Origin of the sequence: Microbacterium sp. NPDC057659, from assembly GCF_042799915.1 — a bacterium.
Classification (GTDB): Bacteria; Actinomycetota; Actinomycetes; order Actinomycetales; family Microbacteriaceae; genus Microbacterium.
The window spans coordinates 1,166,197-1,188,918 of sequence record NZ_JBHVHU010000002.1; the positions used below are offsets into that span (position 1 = coordinate 1,166,197).

Annotated in this window: 16 protein-coding genes; 9 read left to right on the forward strand and 7 right to left on the reverse strand. The window is 70.2% G+C overall.

Annotated features, from left to right (window positions below):
* Window positions 1–29 precede the first annotated feature (29 nt).
* Window positions 30–3,470, forward strand: coding sequence for a bifunctional proline dehydrogenase/L-glutamate gamma-semialdehyde dehydrogenase (locus tag ACFVAE_RS14000; protein WP_378893233.1), 3,441 nt, complete (start codon window positions 30–32; stop codon window positions 3,468–3,470).
* A gap of 146 nt (window positions 3,471–3,616) precedes the next feature.
* Here the strand turns inward: ACFVAE_RS14000 and ACFVAE_RS14005 are convergent, their stop codons facing one another.
* Complete coding sequence (locus ACFVAE_RS14005; RefSeq protein WP_378893235.1) at window positions 3,617–6,025, reverse strand: polysaccharide lyase 8 family protein; 2,409 nt, start codon at window positions 6,023–6,025, stop codon at window positions 3,617–3,619.
* A gap of 110 nt (window positions 6,026–6,135) precedes the next feature.
* Between ACFVAE_RS14005 and ACFVAE_RS14010 the strand changes: the two genes are divergently transcribed.
* Entirely contained in the window at window positions 6,136–7,494 is a 1,359-nt protein-coding gene (locus tag ACFVAE_RS14010; protein ID WP_378893238.1) for a sulfatase, read from the forward strand.
* Here the strand turns inward: ACFVAE_RS14010 and ACFVAE_RS14015 are convergent, their stop codons facing one another.
* From ACFVAE_RS14015 to ACFVAE_RS14030, 4 genes are read right to left on the reverse strand one after another with little or no spacing between them, the layout of a single operon-like run.
* Window positions 7,495–8,853 carry a sulfatase gene (locus ACFVAE_RS14015; RefSeq protein ID WP_378893240.1) on the reverse strand — a complete coding sequence of 453 codons (1,359 nt, stop codon included), beginning with the start codon at window positions 8,851–8,853 and terminating at the stop codon, window positions 7,495–7,497. It abuts the gene before it with no gap.
* A 28-nt stretch (window positions 8,854–8,881) separates the two neighbouring features.
* Complete coding sequence (locus ACFVAE_RS14020; protein WP_378893242.1) at window positions 8,882–10,312, reverse strand: sulfatase-like hydrolase/transferase; 1,431 nt, start codon at window positions 10,310–10,312, stop codon at window positions 8,882–8,884.
* Window positions 10,309–11,298: a Gfo/Idh/MocA family protein gene (locus ACFVAE_RS14025; protein WP_378893244.1), complete on the reverse strand. Its 990-nt coding sequence runs from the start codon at window positions 11,296–11,298 to the stop codon at window positions 10,309–10,311. Before ACFVAE_RS14025 ends, ACFVAE_RS14020 begins: the two co-directional genes overlap by 4 nt.
* Window positions 11,299–11,324: 26 nt before the next feature.
* Complete coding sequence (locus ACFVAE_RS14030; RefSeq protein ID WP_378893246.1) at window positions 11,325–12,443, reverse strand: substrate-binding domain-containing protein; 1,119 nt, start codon at window positions 12,441–12,443, stop codon at window positions 11,325–11,327.
* A gap of 229 nt (window positions 12,444–12,672) precedes the next feature.
* Here ACFVAE_RS14030 and ACFVAE_RS14035 point away from each other — a divergent pair, with 229 nt between their 5' ends.
* The 4 genes from ACFVAE_RS14035 to ACFVAE_RS14050 are packed head-to-tail and all read left to right on the forward strand — an operon-like array spanning window position 12,673 to window position 17,220.
* The gene (locus tag ACFVAE_RS14035) at window positions 12,673–13,974 is read left to right on the forward strand and encodes an ABC transporter substrate-binding protein (protein ID WP_378893249.1); all 1,302 of its coding nucleotides are present in this window, start codon (window positions 12,673–12,675) and stop codon (window positions 13,972–13,974) included.
* Window positions 13,971–14,933 carry a carbohydrate ABC transporter permease gene (locus ACFVAE_RS14040; RefSeq protein ID WP_378893252.1) on the forward strand — a complete coding sequence of 321 codons (963 nt, stop codon included), beginning with the start codon at window positions 13,971–13,973 and terminating at the stop codon, window positions 14,931–14,933. The genes ACFVAE_RS14035 and ACFVAE_RS14040 overlap by 4 nt, the downstream gene beginning before the upstream one ends.
* An 8-nt stretch (window positions 14,934–14,941) precedes the next feature.
* The gene (locus ACFVAE_RS14045) at window positions 14,942–15,877 is read left to right on the forward strand and encodes a carbohydrate ABC transporter permease (RefSeq protein WP_378893254.1); all 936 of its coding nucleotides are present in this window, start codon (window positions 14,942–14,944) and stop codon (window positions 15,875–15,877) included.
* Window positions 15,874–17,220 carry a sulfatase gene (locus ACFVAE_RS14050; protein ID WP_378893257.1) on the forward strand — a complete coding sequence of 449 codons (1,347 nt, stop codon included), beginning with the start codon at window positions 15,874–15,876 and terminating at the stop codon, window positions 17,218–17,220. Before ACFVAE_RS14045 ends, ACFVAE_RS14050 begins: the two co-directional genes overlap by 4 nt.
* A 6-nt stretch (window positions 17,221–17,226) precedes the next feature.
* Here the strand turns inward: ACFVAE_RS14050 and ACFVAE_RS14055 are convergent, their stop codons facing one another.
* Window positions 17,227–18,672 (reverse strand): carboxylesterase/lipase family protein, encoded by a 1,446-nt coding sequence (locus ACFVAE_RS14055; RefSeq protein ID WP_378893261.1) that lies wholly within the window; start codon window positions 18,670–18,672, stop codon window positions 17,227–17,229.
* Window positions 18,673–18,786: 114 nt separating this feature from the next.
* Between ACFVAE_RS14055 and ACFVAE_RS14060 the strand changes: the two genes are divergently transcribed.
* Genes ACFVAE_RS14060 through ACFVAE_RS14070 form a run of 3 tightly spaced genes read left to right on the forward strand, consistent with a single transcriptional unit; the run spans window position 18,787 to window position 22,170 of the window.
* Complete coding sequence (locus ACFVAE_RS14060) at window positions 18,787–19,923, forward strand: ROK family protein (protein ID WP_378893264.1); 1,137 nt, start codon at window positions 18,787–18,789, stop codon at window positions 19,921–19,923.
* A gap of 7 nt (window positions 19,924–19,930) precedes the next feature.
* Window positions 19,931–20,845, forward strand: coding sequence for a ChbG/HpnK family deacetylase (locus tag ACFVAE_RS14065; RefSeq protein ID WP_378893266.1), 915 nt, complete (start codon window positions 19,931–19,933; stop codon window positions 20,843–20,845).
* Complete coding sequence (locus ACFVAE_RS14070) at window positions 20,842–22,170, forward strand: MFS transporter (RefSeq protein WP_378893269.1); 1,329 nt, start codon at window positions 20,842–20,844, stop codon at window positions 22,168–22,170. Before ACFVAE_RS14065 ends, ACFVAE_RS14070 begins: the two co-directional genes overlap by 4 nt.
* 6 nt (window positions 22,171–22,176) lie before the next feature.
* Here ACFVAE_RS14070 and ACFVAE_RS14075 read toward each other — a convergent pair whose 3' ends face one another.
* Window positions 22,177–22,698, reverse strand: coding sequence for a GNAT family N-acetyltransferase (locus tag ACFVAE_RS14075; protein WP_378893272.1), 522 nt, complete (start codon window positions 22,696–22,698; stop codon window positions 22,177–22,179).
* Window positions 22,699–22,722: the final 24 nt, after the last annotated feature.

A 22,722-nucleotide genomic window follows, 5' to 3' on the forward strand; every position in this document is an offset into this window, starting at 1 on the left:
TAGACGGTTGAAGAGCGCACACTGAGATCATGACGACCCCTGTGCCCGCTGCCGAAACCTCCGTGTCCGACCTCTCGGACCTCGCCGACGACGCCGTCGCCCTCGTCCGCCAGTGGCTCATCGAGAGTCGCGAGGTGCCGACGGATGCCGCCGGTGAGCGCCTCGCCGGTGTGCTGCGCGACCCCAACGGCCTCGACTTCACCGTCGGCTTCGTCGACGGCGTCGTGCGCCCCGAGGACACGAAGGTCGCCGCGGCCAAGCTCAAGGAGCTCGTGCCGCTGACCCCGAAGTTCCTGCCCGGCGTGATGCGCGGCGCGATCGGCCTCGGCGGCGCGACCGCGACCATGCTGCCCGGGATCGTGGTGCCCTCCGCCCGCGCCGTGCTGCGCCAGATGGTGCGTCACCTCATCGTCGACGCGCGCGACGAGAAGCTCGGCGCCGCGATCAAGCACATCCGCGAGACGCAGGGCGTGAAGCTCAACGTCAACCTGCTCGGCGAGGCGATCCTCGGCCGTGAGGAGGCCGTGCGCCGTCTGGAGGGCACCCGCCGCCTGCTGCAGCGCGACGACGTCGACTACGTCTCGATCAAGGTCTCCTCGACCGTCGCTCCGCACAGCCCGTGGGCCTTCGACCACGCCGTCGCCGACGCCTCCGAGGCGCTGCTGCCGCTGTACGACATCGCCGTCAAGGGCGACAAGTTCATCAACCTGGACATGGAGGAGTACAAGGACCTCGATCTCACGATCGCGGTGTTCACCGGCATCCTCGACCGTCCGCAGTTCAAGAACCTCGAGGCCGGCATCGTGCTGCAGGCCTACCTGCCCGACGCCCTCGGCGCCATGATGCGCTTGCAGGAGTGGGCCGCGGCCCGCGTCGCCGACGGCGGAGCGCCGATCAAGGTGCGCGTCGTGAAGGGCGCCAACCTGCCGATGGAGACCGTCGACGCCGAGTCGCACGGCTGGGAGCTGGCGACCTGGTCGACCAAGCAGCAGTCGGATGCCTCGTACAAGGCCGTGCTCGAGTACGCGCTGCGTCCCGACCACGTCGGGAACGTCCGCATCGGCGTCGCAGGCCACAACCTCTTCGACATCGCCCTGGCCTGGCTGCTCGCGAAGCGCCGCGGGGTCGAGAACGGCATCGAGTTCGAGATGCTGCTCGGCATGGCCACGGCGCAGGCGCAGGTCATCAAGCGCACCGTCGGCTCGCTGCTGCTCTACACGCCGGTCGTGCACCCCGATGAGTTCGACGTCGCGATCGCCTACCTGATCCGCCGGCTCGAGGAGGGCGCGAGCCAGGAGAACTTCATGTCGGCGGTCTTCGACCTCGACGAGGACCCGAAGCTGTTCGACCGCGAGAAGGAGCGCTTCCTGGCATCCATCCGGGACGTGCCCACCGAGGTCCCCGGTCCGAACCGCGTGCAGAACCGTCAGCTGCCCGCCCCGGCGATGCCGACGGACGGCTTCGTGAACACCCCCGACACCGACCCGTCGCTGTCGGCGAACCGGATCTGGGCCGACGGCATCCGCGCCCGCATGGCCGAGTCGGAACTCGGAAACGAGACCGTGGCCGCGAACACGCTGTCGACCTCCGAGCAGGTCGCCGAGCGCGTCGCGACCGCGGTCGCCGCGGGCGAGGCCTGGCGTGCGCTGGGCGCCGAGGGCCGTGCCGCGATCCTGCACAAGGCGGGCGAGGTCCTCGAGGCTCGTCGCGCCGACCTGCTGGAGGTCATGGGCTCCGAGGCCGGCAAGGTCATCGAGCAGGGTGACCCCGAGGTGTCCGAGGCGATCGACTTCGCGCACTACTACGCCGAGAGCGCTCGCAAGCTCGCGCAGGTCGACGGCGCCGAGATGCACGCGGTCGGGCTGACCGTCGTCACCCCGCCGTGGAACTTCCCGGTCGCGATCCCCGCCGGCTCAACGCTGTCGGCGCTGGCCACCGGATCCCCGGTGATCATCAAGCCCGCCCGCCAGGCCCGTCGCTCCGGCGCGGTCATGATCGAGGCGCTCTGGGAGGCCGGCGTTCCGCGCGACGTGCTGCAGTATGTGCAGCTCGACGGCCGCGACCTCGGCACCCAGCTGGTCAGCGACCCGGCCGTCGGCCGCGTCATCCTCACCGGCGGCTTCGAGACCGCCGAGCTGTTCCGCGGCTTCCGTCAGGACCTGCCGCTGCTCGCCGAGACCAGCGGCAAGAACGCGATCATCGTCACCCCGTCGGCCGACCTCGACCTGGCCGCGAAGGACGTCGCCTACTCGGCGTTCGGCCACGCCGGCCAGAAGTGCTCGGCCGCGTCGCTGGTCGTGCTCGTCGGCTCCGCCGCGAAGTCGGAGCGGTTCCGCCGCCAGCTGGTCGACGCGGTCAGCGCGTATGACGTTGGCTCGCCGGTGGACGGCTCGAACCGCATCGGCCCGCTGATCGGCCCGGCCGAGGGCAAGCTGCTCTCCGCGCTCACCACGCTGCACGCGGGGGAGTCCTGGATGCTCAAGCCCGAGAAGCTCGACGAGGCCGGACAGCTCTGGCGCCCCGGCATCCGTGACGGTGTGAAGCGCGGCAGCGAGTTCCACCGCGTGGAGTACTTCGGCCCGGTGCTCGGCATCATGACCGCCGACACACTCGACGAGGCCATCGACATCGTCAACGACATCGACTACGGCCTCACCAGCGGCATCCACTCGCTCGACGAGGACGAGGTGCAGCAGTGGCTGGCCCGCATCGAGGCCGGCAACGTCTACGTCAACCGCGGCACCACCGGCGCGATCGTGCAGCGCCAGCCGTTCGGCGGCTGGAAGAAGGCCGCCGTCGGCGCCGGTTCCAAGGCCGGCGGCCCGAACTACCTCGTGGGCCTGTCCGAGTGGACGGATGCTCCCGTGCACTCCGCGACCGCGCTCGACGAGCTCGGCTCGTCGGCCGTCGCCCTCGTCGAGGGTGATGACGCGGCATGGCTGCGTGGCGCTCTCGCCACCGACATCGACGCCTGGGCGTCGGAGTTCGGCGTGGTGCGGGACGCCACCGGCCTGACCACCGAGCAGAACCTGCTGCGCTACCAGGCCGTGCCGGTCACGGTGCGCTACGAGGGCGAGCGCGTCGCGGAACTGCTCCGCGTCGCGGCCGCGGGCCGTCGCGCCGGCTCGCGCGTGACCGTGAGCACCGCCTCGGTGCTGCCGGCCGCCGTCGCCACCTGGCTCGGATCGCACGACGTGGTCGTCGCCTACGAGGACGACACCGCCTGGGCCGCGCACGCGCAGCGCCTCGCGGCCACCGACGGCCGGGTGCGTCTGATCGGGGCATCCGCGCTGTCGACCGCCGCCGCCGTCGACGGCTCGCCGAGCCTCGCGCTGTACGCGAACCCGGTCGTCGCGGCCGGCCGCGTCGAGCTGCTCACCTTCCTGCGCGAGCAGGCCGTGTCGATCACGGCGCACCGCTTCGGCACCCCGCATCGCTACGACGTGCCGGTGCTGCAGCCCGTGCGCTGACCGCTCGGCTCCCCTTCTTGAGGGGTCAGAATCTGCGAAGTCCCGCTCCTTGGATGCCGCAGATCCTGGCCCCTCTTGTCATGCGCCCGTGGGAGCCGAGCAGGGGCGAGGTAGTCAGTCCGCCCGAGCGAGGCTCCCACGGGAGTTCAGGAGTGCAGTGAGAACGCGAGCGTCTCACCGGCGGAGCCGGATACGTCGATCGTGAGGCGAACGCCGTCTCCTCGGCGGGCGAGCGAGACGCGTGCGGCATCCGTGCCCTTGACCCGCGTCACCGTCGGGCCTGCGAGGTCGACGGTCAGGACCGATGCCGACTGGGTCGGGTCGCTGACCGACATCCGCACCATCCCGGGGTTCTTCCGGACGATCACGCACGCGGCCCTGTCGACCGACAGGTCGCCGACGGTGCCCGCCCGCCAGAACGCGGCGGCGGTGACGAAGGACGAGTGCCCGATCGCCTGGGCGACCTCGTCGTTGCGCAGCACCTCGACCCTCGGTGCTGCCGACGCAGCCCTGGTCGCCGCGACATCCGCGCCGGGGAGCACGAGATAGGCGTAGCCGCCGGATGCCGCGGAACCGGTGCCGTGCGAGATGTGCAGCGTGCCGTACGCGCGGCGCTGCACGACCTCGGTGCCGGCGGCGGCACCGGTGTTGATGCCCCGCCAGCTGCCCTCTCGGGTGCCGACTCCTGCGACGAGCCGGGCGTCGTCGAGGAAGACGTAGCCGCCGGTGCCGTCCAGGTGCGCCCAGCGCGGGTTCATCAGAGCGGTCTCCGCGGTGACCTGAGCGCCGTCGACGAGGAGTGTGCGTGCATCCTTGCCGAGATTGCGATGCTCGACCACCGTGCGCACCTCGCCGGTGCTGCCCGTCGAGATGTCCGCACCGAGGGCGACGATCCCCTGCGGCAGGGTGAACCACGCCTTGCGCGCGACGAGCCCGGTACCGCCCGGCGCCACCAGGTGCATCGCCGCGAGCGCCGTGTCCTCGAAGGTGGCACCGCCGGTCCATTCGTTCGCCGGCGTCTGCTCGCCCCACTCGCCCTCCGGGTTCCGGGGCAGCGGAGTGAGGTCGACGGTGGTGCCGGGAGGGGCGGTGAGATCGGACGTCGGCCAGAACTCGTCGTCGAAGTGATCGTCGTCGTCGTGCAGGTACAGATACGTCATGCCCTGGCTGGTCTTCACACTCGTGAAGTTCTCGGCCTCGGTTCCCTCATGCCAGGCGATCCGGTTCGAGCACATCGCCACGCACAGCGCCCAGGAGCCGTCGGCCGAACGATGCACCAGGCGGTCCATCGCGGGGAAGAACCTCGGGCCGGTGGGGTCTGCGACCGGCGCCACGTCGGACCCGAGCAGCTCCGTCACGAGCGACAGCCGCACGATGCTCGTGGTCGAGGTGATGGTCGCGGCCGTGTTGCCCTCGATCCACTGCCGGCAGAGTCCGCGCCAGCGCGCTGCCGTGACCGGGTCGGCGGACTGCGCCAGACGCAACGTGTGCTCGATGAGGTCGTTGCCGTCGGTGACGCTGCGCTCCGCGAAGCGCGAGACCGCGCGGCCGCGCACGGCGTCCATCATCTGCCCGCGATACATCAGCGGGGCGAACGAGCGCTCCATGACGCCGGTGATGTTGCTTCGGGTGGGATCGGTGACGTCGAACGAGGTGCCTGCGAGCAGCGAGAAGAGCTTCGCGAGGCCGCCCAGCAGCACCAGTCCGTAGGTGCCGGTGTACCCGATCGTGGAGTGCTGGACGAACGAACCGTCGCGGAAGAACCCGTTGCCCTCCGTGACGTACTGCCAGGTGTCGCTGAGGGCCGTCACCGCGCTGTGCAGCAGTTCGGCGTCGGGCTGGACGATCGAGCGGACGATGATCCCCTGGCAGATGTCGACGCGGTTCGCGCCGTCCGAGAACTGCGGCCCGGTGGGGTGCTGCTGCTTGCGGGGGTCCCGCTCGGGGAGGAAGTGATCGATCGCGTCGCAGTAGGCGTCGATCTCGGCCGAGGACAGGTGCTCGTGCAGGATCGCCATGGCGTTCGCGAGCGGCTGCGGCGCGCCGATGTTCCACGACCACCAGTTGCCCCACCAGATGGTTCCGGTGTTGTAGATCTTCTCGTGCATGTGCGCGAGACCGCGCAGCGCGGTGTCGAGCACCGCCGCCGATCCCTCGTGCTTCGATCCCGGCGTCGCCCAAGAGGTCGCGAGGGAGAGGATTCCGACGTAATTCATCCTCATCGCGTTGGACTTCGCGATGTCGGTGGCGCCGACGGCCCAGTCCTGATCCGAGAAGAACCGGGTGGTGGTCGGGCTCACCTTGGCCAGCAGAGCGTCGGTCGCCCTGTCCTGTCTGGCGATGACGCTGACGAAGGCCGCGGGGTTCGCGGCGATGATGCTGCGACCGGTGAGCGTCTCGACCCAGCGGAGGCGGAGCGCCTCGATCTCGGGCACGTCGACGGCGAGCGGACGGATGGAGGCGGAGGCGGACAACGGGCCGGCCTGCGCGAGCAGGACGGCCGCCGCGGCGAGCCCGCCGAGCTGCAGCACGTTCCTGCGGGAGGGGGTGAACATACGATCTCCTTCGGTCGATGTCAGCGACGCTAGAAGGAGGAGAGACGAGGAATCAATGTTGATTCCTCGTGTTCACGGCCCGTTGACTGGCAGCGATGAATGAACCCGATGTGAGACCGAACATTGTCGTCGTGATGGCCGACCAGTTCCGCGCCGCGGCGATCCAGCCCGGGGGAGACCCGGTCGCGACCCCGCACCTGGACCGTCTGGCTGCCGCGGGCTGCGTGATGGAGCAGGCCGTCAGCTCGTATCCGGTGTGCAGTCCGCATCGGGCGATGTTCCTCACCGGGCTCCGCCCGGAGGCGAACGGCGTCACCCTCAACGTGCACTCCGAGTCGGCGGAGGACGGCGTGGGCCTGCGCGACGGGCTGCCCACCTGGGCGAGCGTGCTGCGGGACGCCGGGTATCGCACCGGCTACATCGGCAAGTGGCACCTCGAGCCGCCGGTGCCCGACGATGAGCGCTTCGGCGAGGGACGCCGGGACGACGGGAAGGTCTGGGACGCGTGGTCGCCCCCGGAACGGCGGTTCGGCTTCGACTTCTGGTACTCCTACGGCGCCGCCGACCGCCATCTCGCGCCGCACTACTGGACGGCGGATGCCGGGCGCGAGGCCCGCGTGGATGTCGACGCCTGGTCGGCGGAGCACGAGGTCGATGTCGCGCTCGAGTTCCTCGCGACGCCGAGTGAGGACCCCTACACGCTGATGGTGTCGTTGAACCCGCCCCATCAGCCGTTCGATCAGGTGCCGGAGCGCTACCGCCGGCTGTACGCGGACCGCTCCGCGGAGGAGCTGCTGGCGCGCCCGAACGTGCCGCACGGGACGACGATCGCCGGTGAGGCGGCGGAGATCGCCCGCGACTACTTCGCCGCGATCACGGGCGTCGACGAGCAGATCGGACGGCTGGCCGACGCAATCGAGGCGACGGGCCGACCGACCGTGCTGCTGTTCACCGCGGATCACGGGATGCAGCTGGGCAGCCACGGCCTGCTCTACAAGAACGTCGCCCACGAGGAGTCGATGCGCCTGCCCGTGATCGTGCACGCGCCGGGCATCGTGCCGCCCGGCGTCTGCGACGCGACGGTGTCGTCGTTGGACTTCGCCCCGACGATCCTCGGTCTGGCCGGTGCGGATGCCGAGAGGTTCCCTGGGCGCGACCGTTCGCCGCAGCTGCGCGGAGAGGCCTCCGGCGGCACGGACCCGGTCGTCTACTACCGGTACCCCTCGCGCAGCGACCCGTCGAGCGCCCGCGGGTTGCGCGAGCCGCAGGGCAAGCTCGTCGCCACGTGGCATCCGGAGCACGGACTCGAGGTCGAGTTCTTCGACCTCGTCGCGGACCCGTACGAGCTGAACAGCCGACCGGATGTTCCGGCGGCCACGGAGCTGGGCAGTGCGCTGCTCGCGGAACTGGCCGCCGACGGCGACGCCTGGCCGGGCCGCGCGGCGCTCGCCGCGACGTACGGGGGCTGATCAGGCCTGCGGAGGCAGTCCCACCTCGGTGCGCCACCTCTCATGCGCCGCAGTCAGTTCGCCGACCAGGTCGGGCCGCGCACCCGCCTGGTTGAGCGTCTCGCCGCGGTCCGCGGTGAGGTCGGTGAGGAACAGGCCGTTCCCGGTCTCGGTGTGCTCGGTTCTGGCCACATACTGCGCGGTGGGGTCGTCTCCCGACACCGAGAGCAGCTTCCAGTCGCCGCGACGCACGGCCCACTGCCATCCGCAGTCCCAGTGCAGTTCGCGGTCGGCGTCGCCCGCGGCATCCGCCAGCGTCTGCCGCAGATCGACGCCGTCGCCGGCATGCTCGGCCTCGCCCGCGGCGGCGAACGTCGCGGCGAGATCGAGCGCGCTGACCGGCTCCGAGATCACGCTGCCGGCCGTGGTGACGCCGGGCCAGCGCACCAGGAACGGCACCCTGATGCCGCCTTCCCAGAGCGTGTACTTCGTGCCGCGCAGGTCGCCGTTGTCCCCGTAGTTGCACTGCGATCCGCCGTTGTCGGTGAGGTAGACGACGATCGTCTCCTGGCCCTCGACGGCGTCGAGCAGCCGGCCGATCGCGCGATCCATCAGCTCGAGCTGGGCGAGGTAGTAGGCCCGCCCGTCCGGAAGATTCGGGCTGATCGCCCCGTCGTACCAGTCGATGTACTCGGAGGCGCCGGGGTGCCAGTCCTCGAAGCCCCGCAGTCCGCGTGCCTCGAGCTCCTCCTCCGGCAGCTGCCAGCAGAAGTTGTGCACCGCGTTGAACGCGACCATCGCGAAGTACGGCTCGTCGCCGGTGCCGCCGATGAAGTCGATCGCGCGATCAGCGATCTCGTCGGTGGTGAAGCCGTCGAACTCGGCGGGCTCCTCGCCCGACCAGAACGGCTGAACGCCCATCGGTCCCGCCGCTTCGCCGTACTCCTCGACCGCGGCGGCGGAGTGGTGCCGGTAGTGCAGGCGCCCCATCGACTGCCCGGCCAGGCCGTAGAACGACTCGTCGAAGCCGTGGTGCGGCGGGGCACCGCGATCGGCGGAGGTCTCGTCGCCGTAGTGGACCTTGCCGAAGTATCCGGTCGCATAGCCCGCCGTGCGCAGCGTCTCGGCGATGGTCGGTGCTGTGCCGATGTGCGCGGAGTCGAACCACAGCCCGCCCCAGCGCTGCTGGTACTGCCCGGTGATCATGCCCGCCCGCGATGGCGAGCAGATCGGTGCGGTGACGTAGGCGTCGGTGCAGGTGACCCCCTCCGCGGCGAGCCGGTCGAGCACCGGGGTCGTCACCCCGGTCGTGCCGTGCGCGGACCGGTCGGCGTAGCCGTGGTCGTCCGAGACGATGAGCAGGATGTTCGGGCGGGTCACTGTGCCTCCTGGGTGCGGGTGCTTCTGTTCAGGGTAGGGCGGCTGCGCCGTCCCATCCCGGTGGGGAGAAGGCGCCCGCGGGGTCGTCGCCCAGCGGGGTCCGCTGTCCGGCGCCCCAGACCGGCAGCGCGGCGCCGTCGGCCTGCCGCGTCGCGTGCTCGGCGAACCAGCCGTGCATGCGCCGCCGCAGCTCGGCCACCTCACGGGCGCTCGCCGGGTCGTCGACGAGGTTCCGGCGCTCACCGGGGTCCTGTTCGAGGTCGTAGAACTCGTGCGGGCCGTACGGGAAGCGATGGACGTACTTGCGTGCGCGCGTGCGGATCATCCGCACCGGACCGTACTCGCTGTGCACGACGACCGCGCGCTCCTCGTCGGACGCCTCGGCCGGATCATCCGCGAGCCGGGCGGCGAAGCTGCGGCCGGGTCCTTCCTCGAACGCGGCGCCGGCGACCCCGGCCAGCTCCAGCAGAGTCGCAGGGAAGTCGTAGGCGCTGAGCAGGTCGTCCAGGACCCGCCCCTGGGCCACGCGTCCCGGGGCGGAGACGATGAACGGCACCATGACCGATTCGTCGTACATGTTCATCGGGAACGTGCCGTTGCCCTTGCCCCAGATGCCGTGCTGGCCGCAGTTGAAGCCGTTGTCGCTGAGGAAGACGACGATGGTGTCCTGCTCAAGTCCGTGCGCGCGCAGCCTGTCGAGCACGCGCCCGATCGCCGCATCCATGGCCGTGACCGCGGCGAAATAGCCGATCAGCGCCTCGCGGGCGTCGGGCTCGCCGCCGATCGGGCCGCCGCCGAGCGTCTGCAGCCAGGGATGCGGCTCCTCCTGAGGGCAGCTCTCGAACGCGCAGTCGCGGTACAGCTCGGTGAACTCGTCGGGATGCTGCCCGGCGAAGGGCTTGTGCGGGGCGGTGAAGTTCACGGCCAGGAAGAACGGGGCGTCCCGCCCTGCCTCCTCGTCGAGGAACGAGATCGCGTCATCGGCGATCGCGTCGGTGAGATAGCCGGTGGCGACCTCCGGAGCATCCCCGCGCAGCATCGGGGCGTCGTGATACGGACTGCCACCGCCCTCCAGCGCGTACCAGTGCACGAATCCCCGCCGGGGCACGTCACTCGCACCGAGGTGCCATTTGCCGGAGAGGCCGAGCCGGTATCCGGCATCCGCCAGGGCGTCGGTGTACGACGGCTGCCCGGCGAGCAGATCGACGCTGTCCGGACCGGTGTTCGGGCCGTCGAGGTAGTCGTGCACGCCGTGCGTGGAGGGGATGCGGCCGGTGAGCAGGCTGGCCCTGGCAGGCGAGCACACCGGCGAGGCGCAGAAGAACCTGTCCAATCGCGTGCCGCGGGCGGCGAGCGCGTCGAGCACGGGCGTGCGGATCTCTTCGTTGCCCGCGGCGCCGAGTGCCCACGGGCCCTGGTCGTCACTGAGGAAGACCAGGATGTTCGGGTGCGCGCTCACGCCGGCACCGCTCCGAGCACGCTCGCGACGCCGGTCTGCGCCGAACGGTAGCTCGCCAGGATCAGCTCGACGACGTGCCGCGCGTGATCCAGCGGCACGGCCGGCGGTCCGCCGTCGACGACCTGCAGGAAGTCCGACAGCTGCGCGGTGAATCCGGTCTGGATGTCGTGATCGGTCGGCTCGTGCAGCACCCGTGTGCGCCCGTCGATCCGCACGGTGGTGCCGGTTCGGGGGTCGGCCTCGACGACACCGCCCTCGCAGACCACGGTCAGGCTGTCGCTGCGCGTCGGAGGGTCGCTCACCACGGCGATCGCGACGCCGACGCCGTTCTCGAGTCGCAGGCGCAGCACGCCGTCGGTCTCCACGGGAGAGCCGAACCGACTCGCGACGGAGGCCGAGATCTCGGCCGCCGGCGCTCCGCCGAACCAGAGGGAGCGGTCGAGACAGTGGGCGCCGATGTTGAACAGGGCTCCACCTCCCGCGACTTCGCGGGAGAAGAACCACGGAGAACGGGTGCCCGGACGGTAGTCGGTGCTGCGGTTGTCGCGGATCAGCTGCACGGCGCCGAGCTCGCCGGACGCGATGAGTCCGTGCGCGGCGGTCTTGTCGGGCAGGAAATGCTGGATGTGACCCACCGTCAGCGACACTCCCGCCCGCTCGCAAGCCTCGGCGATGCGGTCGCAGTCCGCCACCGACGTCGCCATCGGCTTCTCGACCAGCACGTGCTTCCCTGCCTCGGCGGCCTCGACGGAGATCGGCAGGTGCAGTGCATGAGGGGTGTTCACGATCACCGCGTCAACGACATCCGCCTCGAGCATCCGCCGATGATCGGTGAACACTCCCGCCCCGGGGGAGAGGTCGGCGGCGCGCCGTGCCGCCGATTCGTCGATGTCGCAGACTGCGGTGAGCTCCGCCCCGGCGAGGGCAGCCGCCGCACGCACGTGGAACGGCGCGACCGCCCCCGCTCCGATCAGACCGATGCGCATACTTCTCCTTGTTCGACGGCTCGTGCTCAGGACTCGCGCGCGCCGCAGGAACGGCGGACCACGATCCTCGGCCGGAGCCTGATCTGATGCAGGGGACAGTCGTCGCCCTCGATGAGGCGGCGCAGCAGCACATCGGCTGCCATCCGTCCGATCCGGTACTTCGGCGGGGCGACCGCGGTCAGGGGCACCTCCGCCAGGTCGGCCACCTCGTCGTCGTACGAGACGAGCGCGATGTCCTCGGGCACGCGCAGCCCGTCGCGCCGGATCGCCCCTTCGAGCAGGGTCGCCTCGCGGTCGCCGAACACGAGCGCCGCCGTGGCCTCGAAGTCGCGGATGCGCCGGTACGCCGACTGTGCCGAGTCGGCTACCCAGTCCGCCTTGGACTGAGCGAACTCCAGTGAGCCGGCCAGACCCAGATCCGCCACGGCGTGCCGGTAACCGCGGACCACGCCCGCTTCCGTCGGCGTGCGCTCGCGAGTGAGCAGCGCGATCCGGGTGTGGCCGAGGGCCGCGAGATGCCGCACGGCGTCGTACGCTCCGCCGCGATGATCCGAGCAGACGTGCTCGGTGGTGTCGGCGGGCCCGAGATCGGGCAGGCTGCGCTCCACGAGCACCACGGGAACCGGGAGCTCCATGAGCTCGCGCGCGCGGGCGGCGGGGTCGTCGATGCCGGTGAGAGTGGGAGCGATCAGGAGCCCGTCGATGTCGGCGTCCAGCAGCGAGGCGATCGCGGGCGCCTCGCGTTCGGGGTCGTAGCGGTAGGTCGACAGCTGCAGCGTCGCACCGGCTGCGGACAGCGACTCGTCGATGCCCTGAAGCACGCGTGGGTAGTAGAGCTGGGTGTCCGGAAGGAGCACGCCGATGCGCCTGCGAGCCTTCTCGTCGCGGGGCCGGATGTGCGCCACGAAGCTGCCGGCACCCTGACGGCGCACGACGATCCGCTCGGCCACGAGTTCGTCGAACGCCCGGCGGACCGTGGTCAGCGAGAGGCCGGTCTCGGACGCGAGCTGCTGCTCCGTCGGCAGTTTCTCGCCGGCTGTCCAGGTGCCGGCGAGGATGCCGCGCCGCAGCTGGTCGGCGAGCACCTCGAACTTCAGCGCCTTGGCATCGGCATCGCGCACCACGGATCCTCGTCGATCGGTCATGGCGCCTCCTCTCGTGGCAGTTCTCTCATTCTCCTGTCGTAAAAGAGAGGAATAAAGAGGGATTCGTCTCTTTCATCGTGATTCCTCTGCCCATACTCGCGATGGAGCGGGAAGATTCTGGACATTCAAGGGAGGAATCTTCGTAGTACTCCTTGAATGCTCTCTTCTGATCCGGCGATAGTCGTGCACGGAGCGGCGATGTGGCCGCTCCCGAACGAAAGGAAACCCGATGGCGAAGATCCGAAAGCTCTCCGCACTCGTCGTTGTCGGCGCACTGGCGCTGACCGCCGCGGGCTGCGCATCCACTCAGGGCGGCGACTCGAGCGAAGGCGGCTCGCTCACCTACTGGTCGATGTGGAAGGAGGGCGAGGCGCAGCAGAAGGTCCTCGCCTCCGCCATCGACGACTTCGAGAAGGAGACCGGCATCACGGTCGACGTGCAGTGGCAGGGACGCGACAACACGAAGAAGGTCGTCCCCACGCTGAACACCAACAAGGTGCCCGACCTCATCGACGGCTCGTTCGCCAAGCTCGCCCCGGTGCTCGCCGAGAGCGGTCAGGCGAAGGCGCTCGCCGACGCCTACGCCGCCGATGTCGACGGTCGGAAGGCCGGCGACCTCATCCCGAAGGCCTACCTCGCCGGCGACGTGCTCACCCGCAAGGGAGAGGACGCGCCGTGGATGCTGCCCTACTCGCTCACCAGCGATGCGATCTGGTTCAACGCCGCGACCCACCCCGACCTGGTCTCGGCGCCGCCGGCCGACTGGGACGCGTTCATCGCCGAGCTCGACAAGCTCAAGGCGGCGAACGAGGTGCCGATCGCCATCGACGGCGACGTGTCCGGCTACAACGCGTACTGGTACACCGCCGCGATCGTGCACCTGGCCGGCCCCGGCTCGCTGAACAAGATCGCTGCAGACAAGTCCGGCAAGGCGTGGGACGAGCCCGAGGCGCTCAAGGCCGCGGAGATGGTGCAGCAGCTCGTCGACGGCGGCTACTTCATCCCCGGATACAACGCCAGCAAGTGGCCTGCTCAGCAGCAGGCCTGGGCGGGGAACAATGCCGCGCTGCTGTTCAACGGCACCTGGATCCCGACCGAGACCGGGACCTACGCGGCAGACGGCTTCGAGTACGCGTCGTTCCCGTTCCCGACCGTCGACGGCGGCGAGAAGGTTGCACGCGCCGACTTCGTCGGCTTCTCGGTGCCGGCCAGGGCGAAGAACGCCGAGAACGCACAGAAGTTCGCGACGTTCTTCCTGCAGAAGAAGTACCAGGACGCACTGGGCACCGACGCGAAGATCCTGCCCGTCCGTCAGGACGCCGCGACCAGCCCGGAGATGGAGACCGTGAAGGCGGCTCTCGACTCGGCTGACGCGTTCTACCAGCAGAACGACGGCATCAGCTTCCCCGGATACTCCGAGAAGCTGTTCTGGCCGGCGGCCGACCAGCTCATCCTCGGGAAGATCTCCGCGAAGGAGTTCGTGCAGACGATGAAGTCGGGTCAGATCGACTACTGGAAGCAGAACTCATGACCCAGACGGCAGCGATGCCTGGGGTCGTCGCCGGGCGGGGTGCCTCTCGCGCATCCCGCTCCGGCGGCAACGCCATCGACAAGGCGCGCAGGCGGCTGTTCGTCCCGTTCGTGGGGCCGGCGCTGCTGTTCTACAGCGTGCTCTTCGTGGGGCCGGCGGTCTACGCGATCTGGATCAGCTTCAACAAGTGGTCCGGCGCCGGCCCGATGGAGTTCGTCGGCTTCGGCAACTACGTGCGGCTGTTCTCGGACAAGCTGTTCCTCAAGTCGTTCGGCAACACGCTGCTGCTGCTGTTCGTCGTGGGGGCCGCGATCTTCGTCGTCTCGTTCGGCCTGACTCTGGTGCTGCGCGACATGGCGGGACGCAAGATCGCACGATCGGTGATCTTCTTCCCGCACCTGGTGAACGCGATGATCTTCGGCGTCCTCGCCGGCTTCGTGCTCAACCCCGGGGGACTGGTGAACACCCTGCTCGGGTGGCTCGGCGTCACCGATCCGCCCGCCTGGCTGGCGCAGGACAACCTGTTCCCGCTGATCATGGTGATGCTGACCTGGATCACGACCGGCTACTACACGACGATCCTCATGGCCGGTGTCGACCGGATCCCGCCGTACTACTACGAGGACTGCGCGCTGGCGGGCGCGAACGCCTGGCAGCGCCTGCGGTACGTGATCCTGCCGCTCACCTGGGACGTGTTCGGCACCTGTGCGGTGCTGTGGACGATCTCCTCGGTGAAGATCTTCGAGATCATCTGGATCTTCGGCGGTTCCACAGGACAGGGCATTCCGCCGACCCAGACCTGGAGCACAGCGGTGTACACGTACGTCACCGCGTTCTCCGGAGAGTCCATCCCCGCGTACGGCATGGCCAGCGCCTCCGCGATCCTCTCGCTCGCCCTGGTGTCCGTGCTCGTCGTCCTGCTCCGTCGCGTGATGAAGCGCGACGCGATCGAGTTCTAGGAGTGCTCATGACCTCTGCCCCGGTGCTTCCCGAAGAGATCACCACTCAGGCGCTCGTGACGCCGCCGAGCAACCGGCCGCGGCGACCTCGCCGGCGTGGAGCCGCGATCGGCCACGATCGCAGCATCGTCCGCGGCATCGGACTGGTGCTGCTCTGGGCCTTCGTGGTGCTCAACATCGCGTGGATGGTCTGGATGGTGATCCAGGCGTTCCGCGACACCCGCTCGATCCTGAGCGACCCGTGGGGTCTGCCGACCTCGCTCGACCCGACGAACTTCGTGACGGCGTGGACGGTCGGCGACTTCGCCACGGCGACGCTGAACAGCGTCGTGACGACCGGGGTCTCGTCGTTCCTCACGGTCGCGATCGCGGCTCCGGCCGCCTACTACCTCGGTCGCGTCGAGAACCGGTTCACCAGCTCGCTGACCCTCTACTTCGTGCTCGGCCTCGGCATCCCCGCGCAGGTGATCCTCATCCCGCTGTTCGTGATGCTGAACGAGCTGTATCTCACTGACAGCCTGATCGGCCTCAACCTCGTCTACATCGGCGTATCGATGCCGTTCACTGTCTTCCTGCTGATCGCCTTCTTCCGATCTCTGCCTGCTGAGCTCGAAGAGGCCGCGGCGCTGGACGGCACCACGGCGTTCGGCACGTTCTGGCGCATCACCCTGCCGCTCGCGAAGGGCGGCATCCTGACCGCGTTCGTGCTGCAGGTGATCTCGCACTGGAACGAGACGCTGCTCGCTCTGACCCTGCTGCAGTCCACCGACAAGTACACCCTGCCCGTGGCGCTGATCTCGTTCATCCAGCAGCAGACGTACTCCGGTGCGGACTGGGGCGGATTGTTCGCCGGCCTCTGCATCGTCGTGCTGCCGATGCTCGCGATCTACCTCTGGCTGGGCCGCCGCCTCACCGAGGGGCTCACTCTCGGCATGGGCAAGTGACCTCCGGGGTGCGGCCCAACCTACTGGTGGTGATGGCCGACCAGCTCGGCGCGCATGTCATCGACCGCGACGAGGGCTGGGTGCGCACCCCGAACCTGGAACGGTTGCGCGCCGATTGTGCGGAGTTCGAGCGGGCGTACGTCACGTTCCCGCTGTGCGTGCCGTCGCGCGCGTCGTTCCTGACCGGGCGGATGCCTCATGAGCTGGGCATCCGGGGCAACCGCCGCGGAGACCTTCCGGCCGTCGAACCGGGAACCCGGTCCGACAGCCTGGGGCATCTGCTGTCGGGTGGGGGCTACGACTGCGCCTACGCAGGCAAGTGGCACGCCACTGCGCCGAGCGCGCCGGTGGATGCAGGGTTCGACGTCGTGCGTTCGTTCGGCGACCGGGGGCTCGCCGACGCCTGTGCCGACTGGCTGCGGGGACGAGGCGGGCAGGACTCTCCGTTCCTGTTCATCGCGTCGTTCGACGACCCGCACACGATCTGCGAGTACGCCAGGCGCCAGCCGATGCCGTACGGCGATGTGGACGCCGGTGATGTGCGTGATGCGCCTCCGCTGCCGTCGAACTTCCCGCCGGCTCCGTCCGAGCCCGAGGCCGTCCGCTTCGAGAAGCAGGCCGCGCACCAGGTGTACGGGACGGCGGAGTACACCACGGAGGACTGGCGGCGCTATCGCGCGGCCTATCGTCGGCTGGTCGAGCGGGCAGACGCGTACCTCGGGCGGCTGCTCGATGCTCTGGACGAGGCCGGCCTGACCGACTCGACGCTGATCGTGTTCACCAGCGACCACGGCGACGGCGATGCCGCGCACCAGTGGAACCAGAAGACGGCGCTGTTCGAGGAATGCACCAGGGTGCCGCTGATCATTGCCGGGCCAGAAGTGATCCCCGGTGTTCGTAGCGATCCGGTGTCGGCGGGTTTGGATCTACTGCCCACGCTGCTGCGCGCGGCGGGCCTCGCGCTGCCCGGCGGGCTGCACGGTGCGCCCCTGCCCCTGGAAGCGGTCGATGCGCAGCACGACCGGCTGATCGGTGCCGAGACGCGCTTCGAACGGGCGGATCCGCCGCTGACCCGAGGCCGGGCGATCTGGTGGGGCGACCTCAAGTACGCGGTGTACAGCTGGGGCCGTGACCGAGAGCAACTGCACGACCTGCGCGCCGACCCGGGGGAGCGTCGGAATCTCGCCGGGGAGGCCCGGTTCGACGGGATGCGGGACGAGATGCGCGGGCGCCTGCTCCAGTGGTGCCTGCAGACCGGCGACGACGAGTTCCTCAAGTTCGTGCCGCTGCCGGCGGATGCCGCAGCATCCGTCCACGACGAGATCTTCGCCGTTCCGTACTGAGCCGCGTCAGGCCAGCGGCAGCGCGTCGTCGTAGGCCGAGGTCGAGACGGGCGGCACATCGCCGAACACCCGGGTGGTCCCTGGCTCGGTGCGCCAGGAGGGCCAGCCCGGATCTCCGTTCGTGATGAAAGCGACGGCCGCGGCGTGCATGTCGTCGGCGAGGCCCTGCGGGGGAGCGTCTCCGGCCAGCGCGGCCACGCGTTCAGAACCGAGGCAGTCCCACCAGAACGGCACGTCGAGGCAGTGGCTCGACCAGCCGGTGCGCGGTGAGGCCCACGCGAACCGATACGCCCAGGTGGCGGCATCCGCCCTCTCCTCGGCGACACGCACGACCAGCGAGCGGAAGACGCGGTCGGTGACGAAGCGGCCGAAGGTCGCCGCGGTGCCCTTCTTCCGCTGCGGCCGGTTCGCCGCCAGCCAGCTTCGCCGCTCCGCGCGAGCCGGCGCGATCAGGCGCAGGGCGACGGATGCCGGCACGAACCGGAGGCTGCGTGGCGCGGCATCCAGCGCGGGGGTGAACTCGTCGTCGGTGGCGCCCAGCAGCAGCGGCCTGTCTGCGCCGACCCCCGTGGCGAGCGACTCGACGGTCGGGCGGGTGATCAGCTCGCCGTCGATGACGGGCCCCCACGGCAGTCCGTCTTCGAGCACGGCGGTGGTCGCCTTCAGTCCGGTCCTGCCGAGCAGGGACGCCTCGTACTGCTTCTGCGTGAGCGACCTCTCGGTCGCCGACCGGAATCCCTCGAGCGTGGGCTCGACGCCGACCATCTCGGCCAGCAGGGCGCTGCGCCTCTCGACGATCGGACGCGGCAGGTCGCCGAGGGCCCCCGAGATCGAGATCGCGGAGTGGAAGAGGTGCTGCGCGGAGGGCATCCCGAGCAGCGTGAGCACGGCGCCGCCGCCGGCGGACTGCCCGGCGATGGTCACTCGGGCGGGGTCGCCGCCGAAGGCCGCGATGTTGCGCTGCACCCACTCCAGCGCCGCCAGCCAGTCCCGCACTCCGCGGTTGTCGGGCGCACCGTCGATCACGCCGAAGCCGTCGAAGCCGAGCCGGTACGAGACCGTCACGGTGACGACTCCGTCGCGCGAGAACGTGCGGCCGTCGTACCAGGGGCTCGCGGGGGAGCCCGAGGAGTATCCGCCGCCGTGGATCCAGACGAGCACCGGAGCCGAGCCGTCCGTGGCAGGTGTGAACACGTTGACGTTCAGCGTCGACGACCCCTTGACGGAGGGCTCCGGGATGAGCGCGTTCGGCTCCTCGCGCCGCTGCGGCGTCGCGCCGTAGGCGGTCGCTTCGCGCACCTCCGTCCACGGCTCGACGGGCTGCGGCGGCAGGAATCGGCGCTTGCCGGTCGGCGGCGCGGCGAACGGGATGCCGAGGAATGCAGCATCCTGCTGCCGGCGGATGCCGCGGACAGGGCCGCAGTCGGTCATGACGATCGGTGCTTCGCTCATCGTCTCCAGTATCCCGCGCGGGGCGTCGCAGGAGCCGTCCACAGGTATGACACGAAGTGTCGCGGTCGCCGACACGCTGTGCCAGACTGTTCCGGACGAATTGCGAGGATGCACGTGACGAGACCTCTCGCAGGACCCCAGACCCTGCTGCGGACGATGAACACACGAGCGATCCTGGAGGCGCTGGCCGGACGCGGCGCGCTGACCAGAGCCGAGCTGATGCGGGAGACCGGGCTGTCCCGCACGGCGGTCACGCAGGTGCTCCGGATGCTGGAATCACGCGAAGCCGTCGCCGCCGCCGGTGTGGACAAGGCGACCAAGGGGCCGGCCGCGACGCGAGTGGGGCTGAACCCTCGGCTGGGCCTCGCCGCAGCCATCCACATCGACCACCACGACATCCACGTCGTGCTCCTCGACGCCACCGGCGCCGTCCGGGCCGAGGCGCATGGACCGCTGCCGGTCGTGGTCGACCGGGTCGAGGCGATCGCCGCACTTCTGGACGAGTGCCGGGCCGCCACGACCGCACCGGTGCTGGTCGCCGTCGTCGCCGTGCCAGGGATCGTCCGCGCCGACGGCGAGATCCGCGACGACCAGGGGCCGGACGGCGGGGCGTTCCGTGCGGCGCTCTCCGAGCGCCTCGGCTGCCCGGTGCGCATCGAGAACGACGTGAACCTCGCCGCGCTCGCCGAGCTGTCCGGGCCGATCGGAGCCGAGCAGCCGGGCTTCGCGCTGCTGCTCCTCGACGAAGGGCTCGGCGCGGCGTACATCATCGACGGAGCCGTGCACCGCGGCGTCTCGGGAATCGCCGGCGAGGTGAACTACCTGCCGCAGTCGCCGCTGCCCGCGGGGGCTCCCGTGCTCGGGCACGCGGTCACCGCCGATCTGGCGCTGGTCGCGGGCCGCGACCCGTCGCTGCCGCTGCCGGCCCATCTCGAGGCCGCCGCGGCAGGAGACGACAGCGCGCGGGTGATCGCCGCGGAGGTCGCCCGCCGGCTGGTGCTCATCGCCGGGTCGATCACGCTGGTGCTCGACCCGGGGCTGATCGTCCTCGCCGGTGACGCCGCCCATCCCGTGCTGTTCGACGCCGTGCGCGCCGCCGCCGAGGAGTTCGACGCCCAGCTGCCGCTGTCGTTCGCGCCGTCCGCCTTCGGCGCCGAGGCTCCGCTGGTCGGCGCCGTGGCCGAGGCCACCGACGCTCTGCGCGCCACACTCTTCACCCGCATCGTCACACCCGAATCCAGCAGAACGTAGGAAACCCGTGCCCGTACCCCTCACCGATCGCCTCGGCCTGCCGGCCGGGACCCGCGCGATCATCCTCAACGCCGACGACTTCGGCATGTGCCGCGGCGCGAACCGCGCCATCACCGGCCTGCTCGCAGACGGCCGCCTCGATTCGACCACGCTGATGGTGCCCTGTGCCTGGGCCCCTGACGCGGCCGCATTCGCGGCATCCCGCACCGACCTCGACATCGGTGTGCACCTCGTGCTCACCAGCGAGTGGACCGCGTACCGGTGGCGCCCGCTGACCGGCATCCGCTCTTCGCTGGTCGACGCCGACGGGTACTTCCCGCGCACCTCGCTCGAGGTGGAGCAGAACGCGGCCGAGGCGGATGTCGCCGCCGAGATCGCCGCGCAGCTCGAGGCGGCGCTCGCGGCCGGAATCGACGTCACGCACCTCGACAACCACATGGGCTCGGTGTACGGGCTCGAGACGGGGCGCGACTTCCTCGCGCAGGTGCTGCCGCTCGCCGCCGCGCACGGGCTGCCGTTCCGGCTGCCGCGCTACGGCACCGGTCTCGAGGTCGACCCGGCCATGCAGCCGCTGATCGATCAGGCGGCGGCCGCCGCGGATGCCGCGGGCGTGGTCATCCCGGACCGCAGTTGGACGCACCCGTTCGGACTGGACGGCGAGGGAACGGACGCCGAGGAGACCTACGAGCAGGTGCGCGACGGATTCCTCGACCTGCTGCGGGCCGTGCCTGCCGGGGTGACCGAGATCTTCCTGCATCCGATGGTGGACGACGACGAACTGCGCGCGACCGTGGACTACGCCGCGCCCAAGCGCGGGCACGAACTGCGGCTGCTCGCCGATCCGGCGGTCGCCGAGGCGATCGCCGCCGAGGGACTCGTCCGTATCGGGTGGCGCGACCTGCGGGATCTGCAGCGAGCATGAGCCTCGTCACCGGCATCCGCGACCGCCGCCTCGAGGGCGCGCCGACGCGCACGCAGAGCATCGCCTTCGGGGCATCCGGCTTCCCGATCCAGCTGATGTCGCAGACGTTCTCGGCGTTCGTCGTCTACTTCTACGTCGCCCACCTGGGGGTGCCGGCGGGCTGGGTCGCGGTGGCGATGATCGCGCACGGCATCCTGAACGCCGTGCTGAACCCGGTGGTCGGCGCGCTGTCCGACCGGCTGCGCACGCCCTGGGGGCGGCGCGTGCCGTGGATCGGGCTGGGGATCGTGCCGCTCGTGGTCGCCTTCGCGCTGATCTGGATGCCGCCGGCGCTGCCCGCCGGCGGACTGATCGCATGGTTCATCGTGGTCGTCGCCGTGTACGACGTGGCGTTCGTGGTCGTGGTGCTGAACGTGTCGGCACTGTTCCCCGAGATCTTCCGCACCACCGCGGAGCGGGCTTCGGGCAACGTGCCGCGGCAGATCTTCGGCATCCTCGGCATGGTGCTCGGCACCGCGATAGCGCCGACGATCTACGGGTCTCTGGGCTGGCCGGCGATGGCGCTCATCCTCGGCGCGGTGTGTCTGAGCGTGCTGGCATGGTCGTTCGCCGCTGGGATGGTGGAGCGCTCCTCCGGTGCTCCGGAGGATGCCCGCGAGGAGATGTCCTGGCGCGAGCAGCTGACCTACACCTTCGCGAACCGAGCCTTCATGCCCTACGTGCTCGGGTCGCTGATGGTGCAGACCTCGGTCGCGATCATCATCGCGGCGATCCCGTTCTACGTGCGGTACTCCCTGCATGCGGCTGAGGGCGACGCCAGCATTCTGCTCGGAGCGATCTTCGCTGCTGCGATCCCGTCGATCGTGGGGTGGAGCTGGTTCGTCCGGCGCACCTCACCGCGCACCGCGGTGCTCGTCGGCGTCGCGATCTTCGGGGTGGCGGTGCTGTGCTTCCTCTGGCCGGCCTCGGTGCTCGGCGCGGCGCTGGTCGGCCTCGCGGTGGGCGTCGGCGTCGGCGGGCTGCTGCAGCTGCTGGAGATCATGCTCGGGCAGATCATCGACGACGACGCGGCGCGCACCGGGCACCAGCGCGAGGGCGTGTACTTCGGAGTGAACGGCTTCGTGGTGCGCGGGTCGGTGGTGCTGCAGGCGATCGTCGCCGCGTGGGTGCTGACCGCCTCAGGCTTCGACGCGTCGCTGGGTGATGCGCAGCCCGCGACAGTCGACGGCGCCGTCCGCATCATGCTGGCGGTCGTGCCGCTCGGCTTCACGGCCCTGGCCTGGCTGTGCTTCTGGCTGTACCCGATCAGGACGCCGGACGCCTGACGGTCCTCAGTCGAGCTCTTTGACGCGGCGGCGCTCGAAGAGGCGCAGATGAGGTCGCTCCTCGACCTTCGTCGCGCCGTCGGCCAGCCACCCGTGCCGCTCGTAGAACGTGGCTGCGCGCTCGTTGCCGTCCAGCACCCACAGATAGGCGATCGGATGCCCGTCATCGTGCAGCGCCTGCTCGACGGCGGTGATCAGTGCGTGGCCGACGCCGGTTCCGTACGCATCGGGATGCGCGTAGATGCCCCACAGCTCACCGGCATCCGGGATCTCGTCCTCGCGCGGGTCGCCGAACGACGCCCAGCCCAGGACACGGCCGTCGACCTCGGCGACGAGCGTGCGGGAGGCCGGGCCTTCTGCCCGACGGTTCGGCTGCAGCAGGCGCCGCCAGCCCTTGGCGCGCTCGGTGACGGACAGATCGTCCAGCACCGGCTGCGGCAGCAGGCCCCGGTATGCGCTCTGCCATGAGCGCACGTGCACCACGGCGATCCCGTGCGCGTCGTCGGGGGTCGCGGGGCGGATCAGCATCCCGTCATCCTATGCGGGCGGTCA